The organism is Streptomyces sp. TG1A-60 (assembly GCF_037201975.1).
Classification (GTDB): domain Bacteria; phylum Actinomycetota; class Actinomycetes; order Streptomycetales; family Streptomycetaceae; genus Streptomyces.
Window position 1 is genome coordinate 3,388,168 of the sequence record NZ_CP147520.1, and the last position, 24,040, is coordinate 3,412,207.

Consider the following 24,040-nt stretch of genomic DNA (forward strand, 5'->3'; position numbering starts at 1 on the left):
GAACCCGGGCGGAGCGAGCCGATGGAGTACAAAGAGTCCGAACTGGTCACATACACACCATTAAAGGCATAACACCACAAGCACATCACCACGCATCACATCGGCACATCACCACACAACTGCATCGCTCACGCCGTCGGGAAGGTAATGCATTGAGCCGCCGCATGAAGATCGTGTTCCTGTTGCACAACGCGTACGCCATCGGCGGCACCGTCCGTACGACACTGAACCTGGCGTCGGCGCTGGCGGACCATCACGACGTGGAGATCGCCTCCATGTCCCGCCACCTGGACGAACCACGCTTCGCCGTCGACCCGAGAGTCACGCTCGTCCCCTTGGTGGACATCCGCCCGTACAGCCCCGACCTGCGCGATCCGGCCCAGGCGCAGCCCGCCGCGGACTTCCCGGCCGAGGACAAGCGCCACCACCAGTACAGCGGCCTCACCGACCGGCGGGTCCGCGCCTATCTGGCCGGCTGTGACGCGGACGTCGTCATCGGCACCCGCCCCGGCATCAACGTCTACGTCTCCCTCTTCGCACCCCGCCGCGCCCTGCGCGTCGGCCAGGAGCACCTGCGCCACGACGCCCACACCAAGCAGCTCCGCAAGGTCCTCGCCCGCCACTACCGCACCCTGGACGCTGTCGTCACGACCACGGCGGCGGACGCGGCGGTGTACCGCGCGCGGATGAGGCTGCCGGGCGTACGGGTGATGCCGGTGCCCAACATCGTCCCGGCGGCCGGGGTCACCCCGTCGGACGGGACGGCCCCCGTCATCGCCGCCGCCGGCCGCCTCGCCCGCGGCAAACGCTTCGACCTCCTGCTGGAGGCGTTCTCGAAGGTCGCCGCGAAGGAACCCGACTGGGAGCTGCGCATCTACGGCGGCGGCAGGCAGAAGGACCGTCTGGAAACCCTCATCGAGGACCTCGGCCTCACCGGCCGGGCCCGTCTGATGGGCCCGCACACCCCCATCGAGGCGGAGTTCGCGCGCGCCTCGATCGTCGTCAGCGCCTCCGAGGCCGAGTCCTTCGGCATGACCCTCGTGGAGGCCATGCGCTGCGGTGTCCCCGTCGTCAGCACCGACTGCCCGCTCGGCCCCGCCGAGATCATCACCGACGGCACCGACGGCCGCCTCGTCCCCGTCGACGATCCCCACGCCCTCGCCGACGCCCTCCTCGACCTCACCGCCGACGCCGGCCTCCGCCGCGCCATGGGCGAGGCCGCCCTCCGCAGCGCCCACCGCTACGACCCGGCCCCGATCGTCACCAGGTACGAGACCCTGTTCGCCGACCTGCGCGCGACCAGGCTCCAGCGCACCTGGCAACGAGAGTCGACGCGGGCGCAGGGCTGGCTGCGCCGCCGACTCCATGCGTGGAAAAGGGCGACCCCGACTTACCTGCGAACCCCGGCGAACTACCCGACCAACCGCAAACAACACACAGCCTGACACAGCCCCCCACTTGCGCCGGAGCTCGGGAAACGGGGTCGCCGGGCAGGCACGGGCAGGAGAAAAGCACGGGCGCGGCCCCCGTTTCTCAGAGCCACGGGGAACCGCGCGACCGGCCCCCGCCCACCCGCAGCCGGACACCCCACCCCTCGGGGCCAAGGGGGCAGCGCCCCTGGGGGTGGGACGGGCAGGGGTGGCGGGGGCGAGAAAAACGACCCGCACACCCCGACGCCGCGGCCGACCACCGCCAGCTACCGCGTGGACGACGGCCCACCGAGTTCCGCCGCGGCCACCAGCGCCCCGTGCGTGGGCGCGTCCGGCACATCGGCCGGCCGTCCCTTCGCGAACTCCTCACGCAACACCGGCACGACCTCCTCGCCCAGCATGTCGATCTGCTCCAGGACGGTCTTCAGGGGCAGCCCCGCGTGGTCGACGAGGAACAACTGCCGCTGGTAGTCACCGGCGTAGTCGCGGAACGCCAGCGTCTTCTCGATCACCTGCTGCGGCGAACCCACCGTCAGCGGCGTCTGCTCGGCGAAGTCCTCGAGCGACGGCCCGTTGCCGTACACCGGCGCGACATCGAAGTACGGCCGGAACTCCCGCACCGCGTCCTGCGCGTTCTTCCGCATGAACACATGCCCGCCGAGCCCCACGATCGCCTGCCCGGGGGTGCCGTGCCCGTAGTGCGCGTACCGTTGCCGGTACAGCTCGACCATCCGCTTGGTGTGGTCGGCCGGCCAGAAGATGTTGTTGTGGAAGAAGCCGTCGCCGTAGTACGCGGCCTGCTCGGCGATCTCGGGCGAGCGGATGGACCCGTGCCAGACGAACGGCGGTACGCCGTCCAGCGGGCGGGGCGTGGAGGTGAAGCCCTGGAGGGGCGTACGGAACTCGCCCTCCCAGTTGACGACGTCCTCGCGCCACAGCCGGTGCAGCAGGGCGTAGTTCTCGATGGCGAGGTTGATGCCCTGCCGGATGTCCTGCCCGAACCACGGGTACACCGGCCCGGTGTTGCCACGCCCCAACATCAGATCCACCCGCCCGTCGGCCAGGTGCTGGAGCATCGCGAAGTCCTCGGCGATCTTCACCGGGTCGTTGGTGGTGATGAGGGTGGTGGCGGTGGAGAGGATCAGCTTCTCCGTGCGCGCGGCGACATGGCCGAGCATCGTCGTGGGCGACGACGGCACGAACGGCGGGTTGTGGTGCTCGCCCGTGGCGAAGACGTCGAGCCCGACCTCCTCGGCCTTCAGCGCGATCGCGACCATCGCCTTGATGCGCTCGCGCTCGGTCGGCGTCCGGCCCGTCGTGGGGTCCGGCGTCACATCGCCGACGCTGAAGATCCCGAACTGCATCATCGTTGCCACCCTCCCAAATTGTTTACGGTTCAACCATACCCGTGGACGAGGGCACCGTTCCCCCTGTTCCTCCAGTGTCGGCGCCGGCGCCGGCCGAGTCGTGCGGGCGGTACGAGAGGGCGATGTCAGTGGCGGTCCCTACGATCGCCCCATGGCCGCCCCACGCCGTGACACCCGAGGCATCGTGGACGCCCCGGAGCTCTTCGCCCGCGTCCGCTTCCGCCGCCGCACACACCCGCCGAGCCCCTGCGCCCGTACCTGGAGCACTACTGGCTGATCGACTGGGACCTGCCGGAGCCGTACGTCACCCGGGTCGTCCCGCACCCGTCGGTGAACATCGTCTTCCAGTGCTACGAGGGCCGGGAGCCCTTCGCCGAGCTCTCCGGCATCGGCCTCGGCCTCTTCACCCGGAAACTGGAGGGCAGGGGCCGGGTCTGCGACTTCACGACCACGGTGGGGGTGCCGCCGACGGCGTACGCGGAAGCCGTGGCGCCTCCCACTACTTCGCGTGCGTGACCGCGTAGATCATCACGAAGGCCACGAGGTGGATGCCGAAGAGGAAGTACGCGAGGTACCACCACACGTACCGCTCGTCCTTCTTCTCCTGCGCGAGGCGACGCCCCTCGGGCGTCAGCTCCTCCTCCGCCATCACAGCTCCCGGTGCACCTTGGTGTTGGAGGCCTGGGCGCGGGGGCGCAGCACGAGGAGGTCGACGTTGACATGGCTGGGCCGGGTGACCGCCCAGGTGATCGTGTCGGCGACGTCGTCGGCGGTCAGGGGCTCCGCCACGCCCTCGTAGACGCCCGCCGCCTTCTCCGCGTCGCCGCCGAAGCGGGTCAGGGCGAACCCGTCCGTCTTCACCATGCCGGGTGCGATCTCGATGACCCGCACCGGCGTGCCGACGATCTCCAGCCGCAGCGTCTCGGCGAGGACGTGTGCGCCGTGCTTGGCGGCGACATAGCCCGCGCCGCCCTCGTACGTCCCGTGGCCCGCCGTCGACGACACCACGACCACCGTGCCGTCTCCGCTCGCGGTCAGCGCGGGCAGCAGGGCCTGGGTGACGTGGAGCGTGCCGATGACGTTCGTCTCGTACATCGAGCGCCAGTCGGCCGGGTCGCCGGTGGCCACCGGGTCGGCGCCGAGCGCACCGCCCGCGTTGTTCACCAGCACACCGATCGTCCGGAACGCGGTCGCGAACTCGTTCACCGCCGCGCGGTCCGTGACGTCCAGGGCATACGCCGTGGCCTGCCCGCCGCCGGCGTCGATCTCCTCGGCCAGCGCCTCGATGCGGTCCTTGCGGCGCGCGGTCAGCACCACGCGGTACCCCGCCGCGGCGAGCTGCCGGGCCGTGGCGGCGCCGATCCCGCTGCTCGCACCGGTGACGACGGCGATGCGGGCGGCGGCGGACGGTGCGGCGGTGGCCATGAGCTGCTCCTGAACGGTACGGAATCGGACAGTCCTTGCCCGGCCAGGATAGGCGTGCGGTGGGACAATGAGACGGGTGGTCCCTGTACAGGAGGTGGATCATGGGACAGGCCCGCGAGACAATGGACCAGTTCACCGAAGCGCTCACCACACATCAGGACGTCAAGACCATCGCGAACCTCTTCGCGGAGGACGCGGTCGCCTACACCCCCGACGGCGGAGAGATCCACGGGCGGGAGAACATCGCCGAGTACTGGCGGCAGATGACGAACGCCGTGCCCGAGGCCACGTTCGAATCGCTCGCCGCGTTCGAGGTCGGCGACACCGCCGTCGACGAGGGCATCTTCAGCGGCAGGAACACCGGCCCACTGGCCTTCCCCGACGGGACGTCCATCCCGGCGACCCAGAAGGACATCAGGCTGCGCGGCGTGGACTTCGCCACCGTCCAGGACGGTCAGATCACCAGCTACCGGCTCTACTTCGACCAGCTGGAGTTTCTGGGCCAGCTGGGACTGCTGCCGGAGGAACTGGCGCAGCCTTCGTAGCGGTCGACCGGCCCGCCGTCACCCGCCTCGCGGCGCATACATGATCACCGCCATGCCCGCGAGGCAGATCAGCGCGCCCGTCACGTCCCAGCGGTCGGGCCGATAGCCGTCCGCGACCATCCCCCAGGCGATCGACCCGGCCACGAAGATCCCGCCGTACGCGGCGAGGATCCGCCCGAAGTGCGCGTCCGGCTGGAAAGTCACCACGAACCCGTACGCCCCCAGCGCGAGCACCCCCGCACCGATCCACACCCACCCCCGGTGCTCCCGCACGCCCTGCCACACCAGCCAGGCCCCGCCGATCTCGAACAGCGCGGCGAGCACGAACAGGGCGGCGGAGCGGGCGATCACCATGAACGACAGCTTCGCACGGGGCTCCGGGCGGGTCTCAGCCCTTCACGCACACGACCTGCCTGAGCTTCGCCACCACCTGCACCAGGTCCCGCTGCTGGTCGATGACCTGCTCGATCGGCTTGTAGGCGCCCGGGATCTCGTCCACGACACCGGAGTCCTTGCGGCATTCCACGCCCCGCGTCTGCTCCTCCAGGTCCTTCGTCGAGAAACGCCGCTTCGCCGCGGTGCGGCTCATGCGCCGACCGGCGCCGTGGGACGCCGAGTTGAAGGCCTTCTCGTTGCCGAGGCCCTTCACGATGTACGAGCCCGTGCCCATCGAGCCCGGGATGATCCCGTACTCGCCGGAGCCCGCGCGGATCGCGCCCTTACGGGTCACCAGGAGGTCCATGCCGTCGTAGCGCTCCTCGGCCACGTAGTTGTGGTGCGCGCTGATCTCGGGCTCGAAGGTCGGCTTCGCCTTCTTGAACTCCTTGCGGACGACGTCCTTGAGGAGGGCCATCATGATCGTGCGGTTGTACTTCGCGTACTCCTGCGCCCAGAACAGGTCGTTGCGGTACGCCGCCATCTGCGGGGTGTCCGCGACGAAGACGGCGAGATCACGGTCGACCAGGCCCAGGTTGTGCGGGAGCTTCCGGGCGATGCCGATGTGATGCTCCGCCAGTTCCTTGCCGATGTTCCGGGAACCGGAGTGCAACATGAGCCAGACATAACCGGTCGAGTCCGTGCAAACCTCGATAAAGTGGTTTCCTCCGCCGAGCGTTCCCATCTGCTTCTCCGCCCGGTCATGACGGAACTTGACCGCTTCCGCCACCCCGTCGAACCGCCCCCAGAACCCGTCCCACCCCGCGGTGACGAGTCCGTGCAGTCGCCCCGGATCGACGGGGTCGTCATGCATCCCCCGCCCCACCGGAATCGCCTGCTCGATCTTCGACCGCAGCCGGGACAGATCCCCGGGAAGGTCATGGGCCGTCAGGGACGTCTTCACCGCCGACATTCCGCAGCCGATGTCGACGCCCACGGCCGCGGGACAGACGGCCCCCCGCATCGCGATGACGGAACCGACCGTCGCGCCCTTGCCGTAATGCACGTCCGGCATCACGGCAAGACCCTTGATCCACGGCAGGGTCGCCACGTTGCGGAGCTGTCGCAGCGCACCCTCCTCGACCGACGCGGGGTCGGTCCACATGCGGATGGGTACCTGCGCGCCCGGTATCTCGACGTACGACATATCAGCCTTATTCCCCCGAAAAGAAAATGAAATTCCCAGAACGCAAAACCGGCGCCAAGGTCAACGAAAGGGATGCCGGACCGGCGTCCACGGCAGTGCGTGCGATACACATGGTGCCCGGGGGTCACCCCCGGACGGCAAGTGAATAACCACAGGACAGGACAGCGCAGGCGTCCCGAGGGACCCCGTCGAGAGGAGCCCCACCGTGCAGCGGAAGGCGTACGTACCCGGCGTCGCCGTGCTCCTCGCGGCCCTGCTGGCCGCGTGCACGGGGTCGCAGGACAGCGCTTCGACCGACGATCCCCGTCCGGGCGACGCCGCCGCGACGGCCTCCGCGGCCCAGCCCGGCCGCTACGACACCCTCCCGGAACCCTGCGGCGTGGTCGGGCACAGCACCCTCGACTCTCTCCTCCCCGGCATCAAGCAGCTCACCGACGCGGAGCAGCGCGAGCAGGCGTACGAGGGCGAGGCGACGCAGACCTACGACACGGACCGGAAGGTCGGCTGCCGTTGGAAGGTGCCGTCCACGGCCGCCACCGACTATCTCCTCGTCGATTTCGAGCGCGTGGTGTCGTACGACAACGCGGTCAGCGACGACAACAAGGCGCAGGAGGTCTACGGCGGCAAGGTGGAGGCGGCGGACCTCCCGGAGCCGTCGCCCAGCGGGACCACCTCCGAGGAGAGCGAGGACACGGAGGAGACGGCGGAGACGGCCGAGGCCAAAGACGCCGACCAGGCGGGCGAGACCGCCTCCGGCCCGTCGGCGAGCGCCTCCGCCTCACCCACCGGCTCATCCGGATCCCCCGGCTCCTCCCCGACCGCGACCGCCTCCGAGACCCCCGCCTCCCTGCAGCCCCGCACGCTCGACGGTCTCGGGGACGAGGCGTTCCTGAACGACCGGCTCGGGACGAGCCGGCAGCGCACGGTGACTGTGGTGTTCCGCACGTCGAACGTGATCGTGACGGTGGAGTACGAGGAGCAGCCGGCGACCACGACGGTGGTGCCGGACAGTGCGGAAATGCAGGACAGGGCTGGGATTCTGGCGCAGCGACTGGCCGAGGCGTTCGACGACTGAGCAGAGTTCGGGGGCGGTTCGGGTGTCCGCGCGAACCCCCTGATTCAGGACCGCACTTCCTCGTCACCGCGTACCGTGGCCCCTCGGACCCGATCCGATCGCGGGAACACCACAGGAAGCACGCAGGAAGCCCGCAGGAACACCGCAAGCAGACCGCAGGAACCGCGAGCGTGATGAAGTCATGAGTGAAGGAACCATGCAACGAGCCGCAGAGTCAGATCAGCACCCGTCGCCACGCCTCGTGCCCTCGGCACGTGTCGCGCGTCGCGGGCGTCCGGGCCGGGCGCGGGTTCTCGTGGGCGCGGCCGTCGTCCCGGCGCTGCTGTTGGCGGTCGGCTGCTCGTCGGGCTCCGACTCCGACGGTGCCTCCGGTGACGAGACGCCGGCGGGGGTGAACGAGACGTTGACGGAGAGCGCCACGCCGGAGGTGGTCGAGGCGGCGTACGCGTCGCTGCCGGACGCGTGTGAGGTGTTCTCGCAGAAGACGCTGAAGTCGGTGGTGCCGGAGGGCGCGAAGTCCGGCAAGGCCATCAACACCGCCGAGGAGAACGTGACCGGGGACTGCCGATGGATCAGTCTCGACAACAACGGTGTGGACGGCTCCCAGTACCGCTGGCTGAGCGTGTCCCTGCACCTGCTGGCGTCGGACGCGGCGAACGGCCCAGGGGAGGACCGGGCACACAAGGCGTTCCGGTCGAAGGTGACCGCGGCGAAGGCGGTGGACGGGGCGAAGAACGTCAAGACGGAGCCGGTGACGGGCACCGGCGACGAGGCGACGGTGGTCCGGTACGACCTGAAGAAGGACGGGGACTCCTTCGAGCAGCAGACGATCGTGGTGCGCACGGAGAACGTGGTCATCACGCTCGACTACAACGGGGCCGGTCTGGCCGGTGACAGGACGCCGGACGCGGACGACCTGCTGAAGTCGGCGAAGTCGGCGGCCAAGGAGGTCGTGGAGGCGGTCGAGGACGCGAACGACGGTACGGACGCGTCGGCGTCCCCGTCGAAGAGTGCCACCAAGGCGCCGTCGGGGGACGCGACGAAGGAGTCGTCGGGTGGTTCGGGCGCGGATGTGAGTTCCGACTCGGATTCCGACTCGGACTCCTCCACGTCCGGCGGCAAGAAGAGCAGTTCCTAGCCTTCACCTGGTGTTTTTCCGGAGCCCGGTCCCGCGCGGGACCGGGCTCGGCACCTTCCGGCAACCCGTTCGCCGTACACATGTGCCACCCTGTTGCGCGCAACAACACGCAAGGGGAGGGGAGTACGGGTGGCCGCGCCAATGCAGCTGACTCGAATGCACCGCGTTCTCATCGGCGTGGTCGTGTTCGGCGCCGTCATCATCGCCGGGATCGGCTTCGCGGGTTCGTACGCGGCCGTACGGGAACTGGCCGTCCAGAAGGGCTTCGGGAACTTCTCGTACGTCTTCCCCATCGGCATCGACGCCGGCATCTGCGTCCTGCTGTCCCTGGACCTGCTCCTGACGTGGATCCGCATCCCGTTCCCCCTGCTCCGCCAGACGGCGTGGCTGCTGACGGCGGCGACGATCGCGTTCAACGGGGCCGCGGCCTGGCCGGACCCGCTGGGTGTCGGCATGCACGCGGTGATCCCGGTCCTGTTCGTCGTCTCGGTCGAAGCGGCCCGGCACGCCATCGGACGCATGGCCGACATCACGGCCGACAAGCACATGGAGGGCGTCCGCCTCACCCGCTGGCTTCTCTCCCCCTGCCCACGTTCCTCCTCTGGCGCCGCATGAAGCTCTGGGAGCTCCGCTCCTACGACCAGGTCATCAAGCTGGAGCAGGAACGTCTCGTCTACCAGGCCCGTCTCCGCTCCCGCTTCGGCCGGGCGTGGCGCCGCAAGGCCCCGGTCGAGTCCCTGATGCCCCTCCGCCTGGCCCGCTACGGCGTCCCCCTGGCGGACACGGCCCCGGCGGGCCTGGCGGCGGCGGGCATCGAGCCGGCCCTGCTGCCCCCGACGCCGCAGACCGACGTCGACATGGCCGCGGGCAATCGTGCCGCCGGGGTGTCACGGGTGGGCGCGGCGGCATCTCCCGGCGAGCAGCGCCCCCAGTTGGAGAGCACCCCCACCCGGCAGCAGCCGGAGCACGCCGAGCACCAGGAGCAGGCCCCTCCCGCCGCCGTGCCGGACGAAAGCCCCTGGCTGCACGCCCGCCACCCCCAGGAGGTGCCCTACCAGGGCGGCTACAACCCCTCGTACGAACCCGAGGAACAGTACGAGGACTGGTACGAGGAGCAGGACCCGGAGCAGTACCAGGCCGAGCAGTACCGGCAGTACCGGCAGCAGGCGGAGCAGTACCGGGGGCAACAGTTCGAGGAGCCCGAGCCCCAGGACCGCGACCCCTCTCCGGAGGAGACCGGCAGCTTCCCCATCCCGGCCGGCCCCGGCCGCACCCGGGAACTGGGCGGGGGCGGCGGCACCCCCGAACCCGCCGCGCCGGACGAGGAGTCGTACTACCAGGTCTTCAAGCAGTCGATAAGTTCCGACAGCGGCTACCCGACCCCCCGCGAGTTCAGCGACAACATCGAGACGACCTACGGCGTCTCCGTCCTGGACGCCGATGCCAAGCGCATGGTTCTGCGCTTCCAGAACCGCCACACCGCGGAGTTGGAGGACGATCACATCGCGTGACCCGCGCGCGTTACGACGATGGGGGCGCCCGGCAGACACAGGGCGCCCCCATCGTCGTAACGCTGGGTCGGTCTACTCCCCGAGCAGGGCCCGCACCCGCTCCTGCCCCACCGCCAGCAGCAGCGTGGGCAGTCGCGGACCGGTGTCGCGCCCCACGAGCAGGTGGTACAGCAGGGCGAAGAACGACCGCTGGGCGGTCTTGATCTCCGCCGGCAGCTCCTTCGGCGTCGCGTCGGCCGGGAACCCGGCCTGCACCTTGGGCACGCCGTAGACGAGGTGCGTGAGTCCGTCCAGGGACCAGTGCTCGGCGAGGCCGTCGAGCAGCAGCCGCAGCGACTGCTGGGACTGCTCGTCGAGGGACTTCAGCAGTTCGGCGTCGGCCTCGTCGCGCACGATGGTCCGCTGGTCGGCGGGGACGTGCGTGTTGATCCAGGCCTCGGCCCTGTCCAGCCGGGGCCGGACCTCGTCGAGGGAGGACAGCGGGTCGGCGGGGTCGAGTTCGCTGAGGATGCGCAGGGTCTGGGCCTCGGCGCCCGCGGTGATGTCGGCGACGGACGCGAGGGTGCGGTACGGCATCGGGCGGGGCGTGCGGGGCAGTTCGCCGGCCGCCGTGCGCACCGCGCGGGAGTGCGCGGCGATGTCGGCCGGGAGGGCGGACCCGTCGGCCACCTTGGCGTCGAGCTTGTCCCACTCGTCGTACAGCCGCTGGATCTCCTGGTCGAAGGCGATCTTGAACGACTGGTTGGGCCGGCGACGGGCGTAGAGCCAGCGCAGAAGCTGCGGCTCCATGATCTTCAGGGCGTCGCCCGGGGTGGGCACACCGCCCTTGGACGACGACATCTTGGCCATGCCGGAGATGCCGACGAAGGCGTACATCGGCCCGATGGGCTGCTCGCCGCCGAAGATCCCGACGATCTGCCCGCCGACCTGGAAGGACGAGCCGGGCGAGGAGTGGTCGACACCGGAGGGCTCGAAGACGACACCCTCGTACGCCCACCGCATCGGCCAGTCGACCTTCCAGACGAGCTTGCCGCGGTCGAACTCGTTCAGCGCGACGGTCTCGGCGAAGCCGCAGGCGGTGCAGGTGTACGTCAGCTCGGTGGTGTCGTCGTCGTAGGCGGTGACGGTGGTGAGGTCCTTCCCGCACCGCCCGCAGTAGGGCTTGTACGGGAAGTACCCGGCGGTGCCGCTGCTGCCGTCGTCCTCGGCGGCGGCGCCGGAGCCTTCCGCCGCCTCCAGCTCGGCCTCGTCGACGGGCTTCTGGGACTGCTGCTTCCTGGCCGGGGCCTTCCTGGTGCGGTACTGGTCGAGGATCGCGTCGATGTCGCCGCGGTGCCTCATGGCGTGCAGGATCTGCTCGCGGTACACGCCGGAGGTGTACTGCGCGGTCTGGCTGATCCCGTCGAACTCGACGCCCATCTCGGCGAGCGCGTCGGCCATCGCCACCTTGAAGTGCTCGGCCCAGTTGGGGTGGGCGGAGCCCTTGGGGGCCGGCACGGAGGTGAGCGGCTTGCCGATGTGCTCGGCCCAGGAGGCGTCGACGCCGTCGACGCCGTTCGGGACCTTGCGGTAGCGGTCGTAGTCGTCCCAGGAGATGAGGTGCCGGACCTGGTGCCCGCGGCGGCGGATCTCGTCGGCGACGAGGTGCGGGGTCATGACCTCCCGGAGGTTGCCGAGGTGGATCGGGCCGGAGGGGGAGAGCCCGGACGCGACGACGACCGGTTTGCCCGGGGCCCGACGCTCCGACTCCTCGATGACCTCGTCCGCGAAACGGGAGACCCAGTCGGTGGTCTCGGTGCTCTGAGCCACGATCGGCACGTCCTCTTTTTCTGGTTGCTCCACCGCAGCCGGTACGGTCGCACGGCTGTCCGGCCCCATTCTCCCAGCTCTCCCCGCAACCACGAAAACGCATTGCCGTCGGCCGGCGCCGCCGGCACGGAGCCGCCCGCCGGCCGGGCCCGCGACGCCGGGTCACTCCCCTACCCGGATGTCGAGGGTGACGCCGGCACCGCCGTCGATCACGTCGGTGAGGGCGACACCACCGGACACCGCCCGAGAAAATCGCTTTGCCCCCCATGGGATACTGGCGTGTCTATCCATCCCCACGAGGAGAACGGCACCCACCCCATGGCCTCGGTCACGTCCCTCACCGCCTCCGTCCACCAGCGTCTCGCGCACGCCCTCACGGCAGCCCTGCCGGAGGCCGGCACGGACCCGCTGCTGCGACGCAGTGACCGGGCGGACTTCCAGGCCAACGGCATCCTCGCCCTCGCGAAGAAGGCGAAGGCGAACCCGAGGGAGCTGGCGACCCAGGTCGTGGCCCGGGTCGAGTCGGGCGAGCTGATCAAGGAGATCGAGGTCTCGGGCCCCGGCTTCCTGAACATCACGCTCACCGACCGGGCGATCACCGAGAACCTCGCGGCGCGGTACGCGGACGCGGACGCCCGTCTCGGCGTGCCCCTCGCGGAGCACCCCGGTACGACGGTCATCGACTACGCGCAGCCGAACGTGGCGAAGGAGATGCACGTCGGCCACCTCCGCTCCGCCGTGATCGGTGACGCGATGGTCCAGATCCTGGAGTTCACCGGCGAGAACGTGGTGCGCAGGCATCACATCGGCGACTGGGGCACCCAGTTCGGCATGCTGATCCAGTATCTGGACGAGCACCCGCACGAGCTGGACCACAAGGAGACCGACGGCGACCTCCAGGCGTCCGGCGAGGCCGCGATGTCGAACCTGGACCGGCTGTACAAGACGGCCCGCAAGCTCTTCGACTCCGACGAGGAGTTCAAGACGCGGGCCCGCCGCAGGGTCGTGGACCTCCAGGCGGGCGCCCCTGCGACCCTCGCCGCGTGGCAGAAGTTCGTGGACGAGTCGAAGATCTACTTCTTCTCGGTCTTCGACAAGCTGGACATGGAGGTCCGGGACGCGGACATCGTCGGCGAGTCGGGTTACAACGACATGCTCGCGGAGACCTGCCGCCTCCTGGAGGAGTCGGGTGTCGCGGTCCGCAGCGAGGGCGCGCTGTGCGTGTTCTTCGACGACGTGAAGGGCCCGGACGGCAACCCGGTCCCGCTGATCGTGCAGAAGTCGGACGGCGGCTACGGCTATGCCGCGACGGACCTCTCCGCGATCCGGGACCGTGTCTTCCACCTGAAGTCGGACACCCTCCTGTACGTGGTCGACGCCCGGCAGTCGCTGCACTTCAAGATGGTCTTCGAGACCGCCCGCCGCGCCGGCTGGCTGAACGACGGCGTCACGGCGCGTCAGCTCGCGTTCGGCACGGTCCTGGGCAAGGACGGCAAGCCGTTCAAGACCCGTGAGGGCGAGACCATCCGGCTGGTGGACCTGCTGGACGAGGCGATCGACCGGGCGACGGCCGTCGTCCGGGAGAAGGCCGAGAAGATCGGCCTGTCGGAGCGGGAGATCGTCGAGAACGGCCGGTACGTGGGCATCGGCGCGGTGAAGTACGCCGACCTGTCGACGTCCGCCGTGCGGGACTACAAGTTCGACCTGGACCAGATGGTCTCACTGAACGGCGACACGTCCGTCTACCTCCAGTACGCGTACGCCCGTATCCAGTCGATCCTCCGCAAGGCGGGCGGGGCCGGCCCGGCCGCCCGTCCGGAGGTCGGACTGGCCCCGGCGGAGCGCGCGTTGGGGCTGCACCTGGACCAGTTCGGCGAGACCCTGGCCGAGGTGGCCGAGTCGTACGAGCCGCACAAGCTGGCCGCGTACCTCTTCAGGCTGGCGACGCTGCTGACGACGTTCTACGACCAGTGCCCGGTCCTCAAGGCCGAGACGTCGGCCCAGATGGAGAACCGCCTGTTCCTGGTGGACCTGACGGCCCGCACCCTGCACCAGGGAATGGCGCTGCTGGGCATCAGGACGCCCGAGAAGCTCTGAACCGCTCTCAGCAGGCTCAGTCGGCGAGTTGCCCGACGCCGGGAGCGGCGCGCGCGTCAGCCGCGCCGCCTCCGCGGCCCGCGCGCCCCGTACCGCGCGGCGAGCGCCGCCCGGAGCGCGGGCTCGCCCTCGGTTGTCGCGTACCGCAGGGCCGTCCCGCCGACTCGGCGAGCACATCGCGGTAGGCCGCCGCGATCCCCTCGGTGGCGAGCAGCTCCGGCGCGGGCAGACCACCCGCGAAGTTGACGACTTCGGGACGCGAGGTGACGGCGAGGATGCCCCGTACGGGGGAACCTCCGACGGCCGCGACCCGCTCGGCGAAGCGTGGCACAGCCGCCCCGGCACCCGCCGCGTCTTTGTCGCCCGAACCGCCCGTGCCCCCTCCCCTCCGGCAAACCCCACGTCACGCGCGGCACGCACGGCATCCACGGCACTCGTCCCATGTCTCCCTCGTCGCTCCCGGACGGCACGACCCCGCCCCTGCCCGCCCCACCCCGGACAGGTTCATGCCCCCACATCCACCGCTTCCGCGATGCGGCCCCCTCGGCACCCCCTAGGCTGCGTCCATGCTGCCCAGCGTGGACACGAACGACGAGTTGCAAGAAGTCGTCGGTGACGAGGCGCTGCTGCGACCGGCTGCCCAGGATCTCTGCGGTCAACTCGGTCTCACAGGCGCGCGAATCGTGCGTTTCCCCGAGGGCTCGCTGCCGGTGTACGCCGTCGGCGACGCCCTCGTCCTCAAGCTCTATCCGAGCTTCGAGGCGGCCGAAGCCGTCAGAGAAGCCCGCCTGTTGGACCTGCTGCGGGGAAAACTGCCCATCACCACACCCCGGTTGCACTCAGCCGGCCAGTACAAGAGCGGCTGGCGCTATGTGCTGATGTCGCGTCTGCCCGGCGAGGACCTCAACGAGGCCTGGCCCCGGATCCCCCGGCCCGACCAGGAACGTGTCGTCGCCAAGGCCGCCGAAGTCCTGGCCGCGCTGCACGCCCTGGACGCCGGGCCGGTGACCGCCCTCACCGGACCGCCGGACTGGGCCGGCTTCGTCGCCGCGCAACGCTCGGCCGCCGTCCAGCACCAGCGGATCGCCGGACTGTCGGCCCCCTGGCTGGAACAGATCCCGGATTTCCTCGACTCCGTCCCGCTCCCGGCACCGCGCCGCACCGTCCTCCTGCACACCGAGTTCATGCGCGAGCACCTCACCGTCGACCCCGGCGACGGCTGGCGCCTCACCGGCCTCTTCGACTTCGAACCAGCCATGGTCGGCGACCCCGCCTACGACTTCGTCAGCGTCGCCCTGTTCCTGACCCGAGCCGACCCCGCCCTCCTGAAACTCTTCTACGAGGCCTACGGCCACCCCCCGTTCGACCCCCGCGTACTGATGGCCTACACGCTGCTCCACGTCTACAGCGACCTGCACTGGTACCTGCGCAGCCTCCCGGCCCCACCACGCCAGGACCTGGAGGCACTGGCGGAGACGTGGTTCGGGGCCGGGGGGTGAAGGGGGCGCGGCCCTCACCGGTCCGCGCCCGGCCGGCTACGCCCTACGGCCCACCGCCGCGTACACATTGATGTCCGCGTCCGTCACATCGTTGATGTCCCGATACCGAACCTTCTCGATGTCGTCCAGCGCGGCCAGCCTCAAGGGATCGATCGCCTCCGGCAACGGTGCCCCACCCTCGAAGCGCCAGTGGTGGGCCGGCACCACACCCGGCTCGTCCAGCACGAGGCCGCTCTGCTCGAAGAAGCGGGCGACCTCGTCCCTGGACCGCAGCACGAAGGTGAACCCCCGCTTGGTGTAGGCCTCCTGCACGGCACGGACGTTCTCCGGATTGAGGTCCTCGGTGAGATGGCTGAGGACCAGCCGGCTCCCGGCGGGCAGCGCGTCGACCAGCTCACGCACGACGGAGTATGCCTCGTCGTCCTCGACGAAGTGCAGGACCGCCACCAGGCACAGCGCGATCGGCTGGTCGAAGTCGAGGGTCCTGGCTGCCTCTTCGACGATGCGCGCCGGTGCCTTGAGGTCGGCGTCGATGTAGTCCGTGGCGCCCTCGGGCCCGCTCGTGAGCAACGCGCGCGCGTGGGCGAGCACCACCGGGTCGTTGTCGACGTACACGACCCGCGAGTCGGGGGCGAGCGACTGGGCGATCTGGTGGACGTTCTCGGCGGTCGGCAGCCCGGTGCCGATGTCGAGGAACTGCCGGATGCCCTCGTCCTCGGCGAGCGTGGTCACCGCGCGGCGCATGAAGTCACGGTTGTGCCGGACGTCGAGGTAACCGCGCGGGTTGGCCGCCAGCGCCGCGCCCGCCGCCTCCCTGTCCACGGGGTAGTTGTCCTTGCCGCCGAGGAACACGTCGTAGACCCGCGCCGGGTGAGCCTTGGTGGTGTCGATCCTCTTCCGCAGTTCGGCGGGGTCCTGGCTGAGCGCCTCACCGGCCATAAAAGCTCTCCCTGGAGGGTCACATCATTGGGTGTCCAACAACCTAACTCGCAGGGGGAGTTGTAGGTGCCCGGCCATCGGTGACCCCGCGCTCCGGTACCGGTCGGCCGCACCCGGCTCTGTCCAATACCGGACGCACTTCGGCCCGTCGAGCGGACACTCGTACGCCGGTCGCCCGTTGACGTCAGCCGGGTCGCGGCCCCGGGCGGCGGACACCCGCCGCCCGGGGCCGCGCGCTCAGCGCAGCATCCGGGCGGCCTCGACGGCCCAGTACGTCAGGACGTTCCGCGCGCCCGCCCGCCTGATCCCGGTCAGCGTCTCCAGGATCGCCCGGTCCCGGTCGATCCACCCCTTCTCCGCGGCGGCCTCGACCATCGAGTACTCCCCGGAGATCTGGTACGCGACGACCGGCACGTCCACGCCGTCGGCGACCCGCGCGAGGATGTCGAGGTAGGGCCCGGCCGGCTTGACCATCACCATGTCGGCGCCCTCCTCCAGGTCGAGGGCGAGTTCCCGCAGGGACTCCCGGACGTTCGCCGGGTCCTGCTGGTACGTCTTCCGGTCGCCCTTCAGCGACGAGCCGACGGCCTCCCGGAAGGGCCCGTAGAACGCGGACGCGTACTTGGCCGTGTAGGCCAGGATGACGACGTCCTCGCGCCCGATCCGGTCGAGGGCGTCGCGGATGACCCCGATCTGGCCGTCCATCATCCCGCTGGGCCCGACCACGTGCGCGCCGGCGTCGGCCTGCACCCGGGCCATCTCCGCGTAGCGTTCGAGGGTGGCGTCGTTGTCGACCCGCCCCCGCTCGTCGAGGACCCCGCAGTGCCCGTGATCGGTGGTCTCGTCGAGACACAGATCGGACATCACCAGCAGCTCGTCGCCGACCTCGGCCCGCACATCTCGGATCGCGACCTGCAGGATCCCGTCCGGATCGGTTCCCGGCGTCCCGAGCGCGTCCTTCTTCTCCTCCTCCGGCACCCCGAACAGCATGATCCCGGAGACCCCGGCCTCGACGGCCTCCGCCGCGGCCTTCTTCAGGCTGTCCCGCGTGTGCTGCACGACCCCCGGCATCGCCGCGATGGGCACCGGCTCGCTGACGCCCTCCCGCACGAACGCGGGCAGGATGAGGTCGGCCGGATGCAGCCGCGTCTCCGCGACCATCCGCCTCATCACAGGCGTCGTACGAAGCCGACGGGGCCGCGTACCGGGGAAGGATCCGTACTTCGACATACCTCTACGCTACGCCCGCCCCGACAGCCCCTTTGCCGACGGCCCGTCGGCGGCCCCGAGCCCTTCCTACGCCCCCTGAACGCCATCCCCTGGGGCACGGGCGGCCCCTTCCTCGTCCCTGACGACCCGCAACACGGGCTCCGGCGCGAACTCACCGATCTCGAACGTGGCGTCCCGCCAGTGCGCGGCCAGGTCCAGCAACCGCTGGGGGTCGTCGTCGACGGGCGGCCCCGGCTGGCAGGGCAGCAGGGGGTACAGGACGGCCACGGCGAACCGGACGGCGTGCATGGCGGCCCCGGCATGGGGTTCCACGCCCTCCTCCACGCCTTCCCGCTTCAGGAACTCCAGGGTGGCCGCCGTATCGCGCAGGGTGTGGTAGGCCTGCACGTAGACGGAGTGGATCGTGTGGTCGGCCATGCGGTACTCCCTGGGCAGCTGTGTGGATCGGTCCGGCTCAGGCCGCACGGACGGATGCGGGTCCCGCCGCCCCGGCGGTACGGCGGTCGCGTTCGGCGCGGCAGTCTCGACACCACGTTCCCCTGGGTGCGCGGAAGGCACGATCACAGCCGCCCGCGCAGTCCACCATGGTGTACGACAGGGGCGGCTCGACCTCTCTCCTCGAAGCCGGGCTCCTGTGCGAGCGCGCAGTCCGCGGAGAACGGAACCGGATCGTCCGTGCTGCCCTCGCTCATGCCGTTCACGCCATGCACGCCGACCCGAGGCCCTTACGCCAAATAACCCGGCACACTCCGGCGTAACTCGACCGCACAAGGAGAAACGGCGTGAGGTCCCCGCGGACCTCACGCCGTTCTCCTGCCAACCCGTCCCCTCAGGTCGTAGACCGCCGTCTGCGCGCGCCCGGCCGCCGCTCACTCGGCCGAGTGACGGGGTCCCCCGCCTCGACCGCCGCGGCCCGCCGCCGCAGCCCGAAGTCCGCGAGCGCCTCGGCCAGCCTGTGCACGGACGGCTCGGGAGCCATCACGTCCACCCGCAGCCCGTGCTCCTCGGCTGTCTTGGCCGTGGCCGGACCGATACAGGCGATCACCGTCACGTTGTGCGGCTTCCCGGCGATCCCCACCAGGTTCCGCACGGTGGAGGACGACGTGAACAGCACCGCGTCGAACCCGCCTCCCTTGATCGCCTCCCGGGTCTCGGCCGGCGGCGGCGAAGCGCGCACGGTCCGATAGGCGGTGACGTCGTCGACCTCCCACCCGAGCTCGATGAGGCCCGCCACCAACGTCTCCGTGGCGATGTCGGCCCGGGGCAGGAACACCCGGTCGATCGGGTCGAAGACCGGGTCGTAGGGCGGCCAGTCCTCCAGCAGCCCCGCGGCCGACTGCTCCCCGCTCGGCACCAGATCCGGCTTCACACCGAAGGCGATCAGCGCCTTGGCGGTCTGCTCCCCCACCGCGGCGACCTTGATCCCAGCGAAGGCACGGGCGTCGAGCCCGTACTCCTCGAACTTCTCCCGCACGGCCTTGACCGCGTTCACCGAGGTGAAGGCGATCCACTCGTACCGCCCGGTCACCAGCCCCTTGACCGCCCGCTCCATCTGCTGCGGCGTCCGCGGCGGTTCGACCGCGATCGTCGGCACCTCGTGGGGCACGGCCCCGTACGAGCGCAGTTGGTCGGAGAGCGAGGCGGCCTGCTCCTTGGTCCGTGGCACGAGGACCCGCCACCCGAACAGGGGCTTGCTCTCGAACCACGACAGCTGGTCGCGCTGGGCCGCGGCGGAACGCTCACCGACCACGGCTATCACCGGCCGGCCGCCCTCCGGCGAGGGCAGCACCTTGGCCTGCTTCAGGGTCTGGGCGAGGGTGCCGAGGGTCGCGGTCCAGGTACGCTGCCGGGTCGTCGTACCGGCGACCGTCACGGTCATCGGCGTATCGGGCTTGCGGCCCGCCGCGACCAGCTCACCGGCGGCGGCGGCCACGGTCTCCAGCGTCGCCGAGACGACGACCGTCCCGTCGGACACGCCGACCTCCGCCCAGCAGCGGTCCGAGGCCGTGCGCGCGTCGACGAACCGCACATCCGCGCCCTGCTCGTCCCGCAGCGGCACACCGGCGTACGCGGGCACGCCGACGGCGGTCGCCACACCGGGCACCACCTCGAACGGCACGCCCGCGGCGGCGCACGCCAGCATCTCCTCGGTGGCGTACGTGTCGAGCCCGGGGTCCCCGGACACCGCACGCACGACCCGCTTGCCGCCCCGCGCGGCCTCCATGACAAGATGTGCGGCATCCCGCACAGCGGGTGCACCAACGGTTGTTGACGCGCCGTCAACGACCGTCAGCTGAGGCGTGCCTGGGCCCGGATACCTGTCCGCTGAAGTAGCCGCGGAAGAGGCAGAGGACGCCGAGGTCGGTGCCGACGGCGGGCCCGGGTCGGTGTCCAGTAGGGCGACGCCCGCGCGGGCATGCGTACGCACCACGTCGAGCACGTCGTGCTCGGCGATGAGAACGTCCGCGTTCGCCAGCGCCTCGACGGCGCGCAGTGTCAGTAGTCCCGGATCTCCGGGTCCGGCACCGAGGAAGGTGACGTGACCGTGGTCCGGACCGGCGGAAAGGGTGGTGGGGCTCAATGTGCTCGCTCCCCCATCAGACCGGCCGCGCCCTTGGCAAGCATCTCGGCGGCGAGTTCACGGCCGAGCGCCATTGCTTGGTCGTACGTCTCGGGCACGGGACCGGTGGTGGACAGCTGCACCAGCGTCGAGCCGTCGGTCGTGCCGACGACGCCGCGCAGGCGCATCTCCTTGACAGTCTGCCCGTCGGCCAGCAGGTCGGCGAGCGCACCCACAGGTGCGCTGCAACCGGCCTCCAGGGCGGCGAGCAGGGACCGCTCGGCGGTCACGACGGCCCGGGTGTACGGGTCGTCGAGCCCTGCGAGCGCGGCGATCAGTGCTGCGTCTTGGGCGGTGTTCCCCGCCCTGCATTCGATCGCGAGTGCCCCCTGGCCGGGGGCGGGCAAAACGGTGTCGACCGAAAGGAAGTCGGTCACTTCGTCGATACGTCCGATCCGGTTCAGTCCGGCGGCGGCCAGGACGACCGCGTCCAGCTCACCCTTCCGGACGTATCCGATCCGCGTGTCGACGTTCCCGCGGATCGGGACGGTCTCGATCGTCAGCCCGTGGCCGCGCGCGTACGCGTTCAGCTGGGCCATCCGCCGCGGCGAACCGGTGCCGACGCGGGCGCCCTCGGGAAGAGCCTCGAAGGTCAGTCCGTCCCGGGCGACCAGCACGTCCCGCGCGTCCTCGCGCACCGGTACGGCGGCCAGCGCCAGGCCGTCCGGGTGCGCGGTGGGCAGGTCCTTCAGGGAGTGCACGGCAAAGTCGACCTCACCGCGCAGCAGCGCCTCACGCAGCGCGGTGACGAACACGCCCGTGCCGCCGATCTGCGCCAGCTGCTCGCGGGAGACGTCGCCGTACGTCGTGATCTCCACGAGTTCGACAGGCCGTCCGGTCAGCCGACGGACCTCGTCCGCCACCTGCCCGGACTGGGCCATGGCGAGTTCGCTTCGCCTCGTCCCGAGCCTCAGTGGCCCGTTTTCACCCGCCCGCCGCGGGGCGGCTTCAGCCGGTGTCTCGTGCGGCTCACTCATGATCGCCCTCGGTTCTCGGCGTTCTGCTGGACGTTCTTGTCGCTGGCTTCGGCCCGGGACACGGCGGCGACCGTCTCCTGGTCCAGGTCGAACAGGGTCCGCAGCGCGTCCGCGTACCCGGCGCCGCCGGGCTCGGCCGCGAGCTGCTTGACCCGTACGGTCGGCGCGTGCAGCAGCTTGTCGACGACGCGCCGTACGGTCTGGGTGATCTCGCCGCGGTACTTGTCGTCGAGGGCGGGCAGCCGGCCCTCCAGGCGGGCGATCTCGGTCGCGACGACATCGGCGGCCATGGCGCGCAGCGCCACGACGGTGGGTGTGATGTGCGCGGCCCGCTGAGCGGCGCCGAAGGCGGCCACCTCGTCCGAAACGATCCTCCGCACCATGTCGACGTCGGATGCCATCGGAGCGTTGGCGGAGACCTCGGCCAGCGACTCGATGTCGACCAGCCGGACACCGGCCAGCCGGTGCGCGGCGGCGTCGATGTCCCGGGGCATCGCCAGGTCCAGCAGCGCCAGCACGGGCGCGGGCCGGGGCACTGCGGCGACCGGCTCGGGCCCGCGCAGCTCGGTGATCCGCCCGGTGACGGCCACGGCCGCGGCGAGCGCGGCGATCAGTTCGGCGTCGGCGGCCGGTGTGCGCGTGGATTCCCGCTCCGGCGTACGGCGGCTCGCGCGCCGGTCCACGGTCGCGTTGTCCACCCAGGCCGCGTGCTGCTCCAGCGTGGCCGCGTCCATCCCGGCCACCGCTGCCTCCCCGAGCACGGAGAAGCCTCCGCCCTGCGCGGCGGGCAGGTCGAGGGGGCAGTCGTCGTCGCCGGGGGAGACGGACGGCAAGACGGGCCGTATGTCGCTACGGATGTCCGTGCGGCCCTCCGGGCCGGCGGGGGCTCCCTCGGGCACCCGGCCCTCGACCGCCGCGGCGACCGTGTCGACGCTCAGGACCAGGCCCGTGGCGCCCGTGCAGGAGACGGCGACATCAGCACGTGTCAGTTCGGCCGGCACCGATTCCATCGGTATCGCGCGGGCCAGCACGCCCGTTCCGCCCTCTTCGGTCAGGCGTTGTCCATACTGCTCTTCGAGCAGGTGGGCCAGCCGCTCGGCCCGGTCGTACGTCCGGTTGGCGATCACGATCTCGCCGACGCCCGCCCGCGCGAGCGTCGCGGCGGCCAGCGAGGACATGGAACCCGCGCCGATCACCACGGCCCGCTTGCCCCGGGCCCAGCTCCCGACGTCCGCGCCGGCGGTGAACTGCTCCAGCCCGAAGGTGACCAGCGACTGCCCGGCCCGGTCGATCCCCGTCTCCGAGTGCGCCCGCTTGCCGACCCTCAGGCCCTGCTGGAACAGGTCGTTCAGCAGCCGCCCGGCGGTGTGCAGCTCCTGCGCACGGGCCAGGGCGTCCTTGATCTGCCCGAGGATCTGGCCCTCGCCGACGACCATGGAGTCGAGCCCGCAGGCCACCGAGAACAGGTGGTGGACGGCCCGGTCCTCGTAGTGCACGTACAGGTAGGGGGTCAGCTCGTCGAGTCCCACCCCGCTGTGCTGGGCGAGCAGCGTGGACAGCTCGGCGACGCCCGCGTGGAACTTGTCCACGTCCGCGTAGAGCTCGATGCGGTTGCAGGTGGCGAGGACGGCGGCCTCGGTGGCCGGCTCGGCGGCGACCGTGTCCTGAACCAACTTGACCTGCGCGTCCAGGGACAGCGCGGCCCGCTCCAGGACACTCACCGGAGCGCTGCGGTGACTCAGCCCGACGACCAGAAGACTCATGCCGGCATCACGGCGGGGACATCCCCGTCCGGCCCTTTCCCGGAGCCCTCAGGAGCCGGCAGCACGGCACCGGCCTCGGCCGCGGCCTCCTCGCCGGCCTTGCGCTGCTCGTGGAAGGCGAGGATCTGCAGCTCGATCGAGAGATCCACCTTGCGTACGTCGACCCCGTCCGGCACGGACAGGACGGTGGGCGCGAAGTTCAGGATCGACGTGATCCCGGCGGCGACCAGCCGGTCGCACACCTGCTGGGCGGCGCCGGCCGGGGTGGCGATCACCCCGATGGACACCCCGTTGCCATCGATGATCTTCTCCAGCTCGTCCGTGTGCTGGACCGGAATGCCCGCGACCGGCTTGCCCGCCATCGCCGGATCGGCGTCGATCAGCGCGGCGACCCGGAACCCGCGGGAGGCGAACCCGCCGTAGTTGGCGAGCGCGGCGCCGAGGTTACCGATACCGACGATCACGACCGGCCAGTCCTGGGTCAGCCCCAGCTCACGCGAGATCTGGTAGACGAGATACTCGACGTCGTACCCCACACCCCGGGTCCCGTAGGAGCCCAGGTACGAGAAGTCCTTGCGCAGCTTGGCGGAGTTGACTCCCGCCGCAGCCGCCAGTTCCTCGGATGACACCGTGGGTACCGAGCGCTCCGACAGCGTGGTCAGGGCACGGAGGTACAGCGGAAGCCTGGCGACGGTGGCCTCGGGAATCCCTCGGCTACGGGTCGCCGGTCGGTGAGTTCGGCCAGTTGCCACGGTGCTCCTGCGGGTAGAGCGGGGCTGCGGGCGGTCATGCGTCCCCAGACCGCCCCGTCGACAGCAGGCTATGTCTTTGTGAACGCGTGCACAAAGATGGTGTCCGATTTGCCCGGCCAACGTGACCGGGGTCACGCACGCTCGACACGCGCCCGGGGAACCGGCGCAGGCGTGCCTTCGTTCCTCGCGCGACACCCTGCTCGGCGCCTTCCTCGACGGGGGCAAAACCGCACACTCTCCTCACGAATCCCGCCCCCGAGACCAACCAGCCCGTCGATCCT

Annotated in this window: 20 protein-coding genes and 3 pseudogenes; 8 read left to right on the top strand and 15 right to left on the bottom strand. The window is 70.6% G+C overall.

Annotated elements, in window-relative coordinates:
- The first annotated feature begins 164 nt into the window (after positions 1–164).
- Positions 165–1,445: a glycosyltransferase family 4 protein gene (locus WBG99_RS14295; protein WP_338896679.1), complete on the top strand. Its 1,281-nt coding sequence runs from the start codon at positions 165–167 to the stop codon at positions 1,443–1,445.
- 251 nt (positions 1,446–1,696) lie between these two features.
- Here the strand turns inward: WBG99_RS14295 and WBG99_RS14300 are convergent, their stop codons facing one another.
- Positions 1,697–2,794: an LLM class flavin-dependent oxidoreductase gene (locus tag WBG99_RS14300; protein ID WP_338900342.1), complete on the bottom strand. Its 1,098-nt coding sequence runs from the start codon at positions 2,792–2,794 to the stop codon at positions 1,697–1,699.
- A 154-nt stretch (positions 2,795–2,948) separates the two neighbouring features.
- On the opposite strand from WBG99_RS14300, the pseudogene WBG99_RS14305 reads away from it, so the two are divergent.
- A pseudogene (locus WBG99_RS14305) lies at positions 2,949–3,235 on the top strand (DUF6597 domain-containing transcriptional factor); the annotation flags it as partial.
- Positions 3,236–3,296: 61 nt separating this feature from the next.
- Here the strand turns inward: WBG99_RS14305 and WBG99_RS14310 are convergent.
- Positions 3,297–3,446: a hypothetical protein gene (locus WBG99_RS14310; RefSeq protein WP_338896680.1), complete on the bottom strand. Its 150-nt coding sequence runs from the start codon at positions 3,444–3,446 to the stop codon at positions 3,297–3,299.
- Positions 3,446–4,222 (bottom strand): SDR family NAD(P)-dependent oxidoreductase, encoded by a 777-nt coding sequence (locus tag WBG99_RS14315; protein WP_338896681.1) that lies wholly within the window; start codon positions 4,220–4,222, stop codon positions 3,446–3,448. The genes WBG99_RS14310 and WBG99_RS14315 overlap by 1 nt, the downstream gene beginning before the upstream one ends.
- Before the next feature lie 101 nt (positions 4,223–4,323).
- On the opposite strand from WBG99_RS14315, the gene WBG99_RS14320 reads away from it, so the two are divergent.
- Positions 4,324–4,767 (top strand): nuclear transport factor 2 family protein, encoded by a 444-nt coding sequence (locus WBG99_RS14320; protein ID WP_338896682.1) that lies wholly within the window; start codon positions 4,324–4,326, stop codon positions 4,765–4,767.
- Between the two features lie 18 nt (positions 4,768–4,785).
- Here WBG99_RS14320 and WBG99_RS14325 read toward each other — a convergent pair whose 3' ends face one another.
- Together WBG99_RS14325 and WBG99_RS14330 are read right to left on the bottom strand one after the other, a co-directional pair.
- Positions 4,786–5,121, bottom strand: a complete 336-nt coding sequence (locus WBG99_RS14325) for a YnfA family protein (RefSeq protein ID WP_338896683.1) — start codon at positions 5,119–5,121, stop codon at positions 4,786–4,788.
- 34 nt (positions 5,122–5,155) lie between these two features.
- A complete protein-coding gene (locus WBG99_RS14330; protein WP_338896685.1) occupies positions 5,156–6,349 on the bottom strand; it encodes an RtcB family protein in 1,194 nt (397 codons plus the stop codon).
- A gap of 205 nt (positions 6,350–6,554) precedes the next feature.
- Between WBG99_RS14330 and WBG99_RS14335 the strand changes: the two genes are divergently transcribed.
- From WBG99_RS14335 to WBG99_RS14345, 3 genes and pseudogenes are all read left to right on the top strand, one after another.
- Entirely contained in the window at positions 6,555–7,424 is an 870-nt protein-coding gene (locus WBG99_RS14335; protein WP_338896686.1) for a DUF3558 domain-containing protein, read from the top strand.
- 181 nt (positions 7,425–7,605) lie between these two features.
- Positions 7,606–8,562, top strand: a complete 957-nt coding sequence (locus WBG99_RS14340) for a hypothetical protein (protein WP_338896687.1) — start codon at positions 7,606–7,608, stop codon at positions 8,560–8,562.
- Positions 8,563–8,691: 129 nt separating this feature from the next.
- A pseudogene (locus tag WBG99_RS14345) lies at positions 8,692–10,073 on the top strand (DUF2637 domain-containing protein).
- Positions 10,074–10,145: 72 nt separating this feature from the next.
- Here WBG99_RS14345 and lysS read toward each other — a convergent pair.
- Positions 10,146–11,891: a lysine--tRNA ligase gene (lysS, locus tag WBG99_RS14350; protein WP_338896688.1), complete on the bottom strand. Its 1,746-nt coding sequence runs from the start codon at positions 11,889–11,891 to the stop codon at positions 10,146–10,148.
- A gap of 309 nt (positions 11,892–12,200) precedes the next feature.
- Here lysS and argS point away from each other — a divergent pair, with 309 nt between their 5' ends.
- Positions 12,201–13,979: an arginine--tRNA ligase gene (argS, locus tag WBG99_RS14355; protein ID WP_338900343.1), complete on the top strand. Its 1,779-nt coding sequence runs from the start codon at positions 12,201–12,203 to the stop codon at positions 13,977–13,979.
- Positions 13,980–14,056: 77 nt separating this feature from the next.
- Here the strand turns inward: argS and WBG99_RS14360 are convergent.
- A pseudogene (locus WBG99_RS14360) lies at positions 14,057–14,381 on the bottom strand (PLP-dependent aminotransferase family protein); the annotation flags it as partial.
- Positions 14,382–14,545: 164 nt separating this feature from the next.
- Between WBG99_RS14360 and WBG99_RS14365 the strand changes: the two are divergent.
- On the top strand, positions 14,546–15,478 hold the full coding sequence (locus WBG99_RS14365; RefSeq protein WP_338896689.1) for an aminoglycoside phosphotransferase family protein: 933 nt from the start codon (positions 14,546–14,548) through the stop codon (positions 15,476–15,478).
- A gap of 36 nt (positions 15,479–15,514) precedes the next feature.
- On the opposite strand, the gene WBG99_RS14370 is transcribed toward WBG99_RS14365, so the two are convergent.
- The 8 genes from WBG99_RS14370 to WBG99_RS14405 all read right to left on the bottom strand — a co-directional run bounded on the left by WBG99_RS14370 (position 15,515) and on the right by WBG99_RS14405 (position 23,759).
- Positions 15,515–16,417 (bottom strand): SAM-dependent methyltransferase, encoded by a 903-nt coding sequence (locus WBG99_RS14370; protein WP_338896690.1) that lies wholly within the window; start codon positions 16,415–16,417, stop codon positions 15,515–15,517.
- A 237-nt stretch (positions 16,418–16,654) separates the two neighbouring features.
- Positions 16,655–17,647 (bottom strand): porphobilinogen synthase, encoded by a 993-nt coding sequence (gene hemB / locus WBG99_RS14375; RefSeq protein WP_338896691.1) that lies wholly within the window; start codon positions 17,645–17,647, stop codon positions 16,655–16,657.
- A gap of 66 nt (positions 17,648–17,713) precedes the next feature.
- The gene (locus WBG99_RS14380; RefSeq protein WP_338896692.1) at positions 17,714–18,064 is read right to left on the bottom strand and encodes a hypothetical protein; all 351 of its coding nucleotides are present in this window, start codon (positions 18,062–18,064) and stop codon (positions 17,714–17,716) included.
- A 143-nt stretch (positions 18,065–18,207) separates the two neighbouring features.
- Positions 18,208–18,339 (bottom strand): hypothetical protein, encoded by a 132-nt coding sequence (locus WBG99_RS14385; protein ID WP_338896693.1) that lies wholly within the window; start codon positions 18,337–18,339, stop codon positions 18,208–18,210.
- Between the two features lie 137 nt (positions 18,340–18,476).
- Entirely contained in the window at positions 18,477–20,228 is a 1,752-nt protein-coding gene (locus WBG99_RS14390; RefSeq protein WP_338896694.1) for a uroporphyrinogen-III synthase, read from the bottom strand.
- Positions 20,225–21,244, bottom strand: coding sequence for a hydroxymethylbilane synthase (hemC, locus tag WBG99_RS14395; RefSeq protein WP_338896695.1), 1,020 nt, complete (start codon positions 21,242–21,244; stop codon positions 20,225–20,227). Before hemC ends, WBG99_RS14390 begins: the two co-directional genes overlap by 4 nt.
- Positions 21,241–23,007 (bottom strand): glutamyl-tRNA reductase, encoded by a 1,767-nt coding sequence (locus WBG99_RS14400; RefSeq protein ID WP_338896696.1) that lies wholly within the window; start codon positions 23,005–23,007, stop codon positions 21,241–21,243. The genes hemC and WBG99_RS14400 overlap by 4 nt, the downstream gene beginning before the upstream one ends.
- Positions 23,004–23,759 (bottom strand): redox-sensing transcriptional repressor Rex, encoded by a 756-nt coding sequence (locus tag WBG99_RS14405; protein ID WP_338896697.1) that lies wholly within the window; start codon positions 23,757–23,759, stop codon positions 23,004–23,006. The genes WBG99_RS14400 and WBG99_RS14405 overlap by 4 nt, the downstream gene beginning before the upstream one ends.
- Positions 23,760–24,040 lie beyond the last annotated feature (281 nt).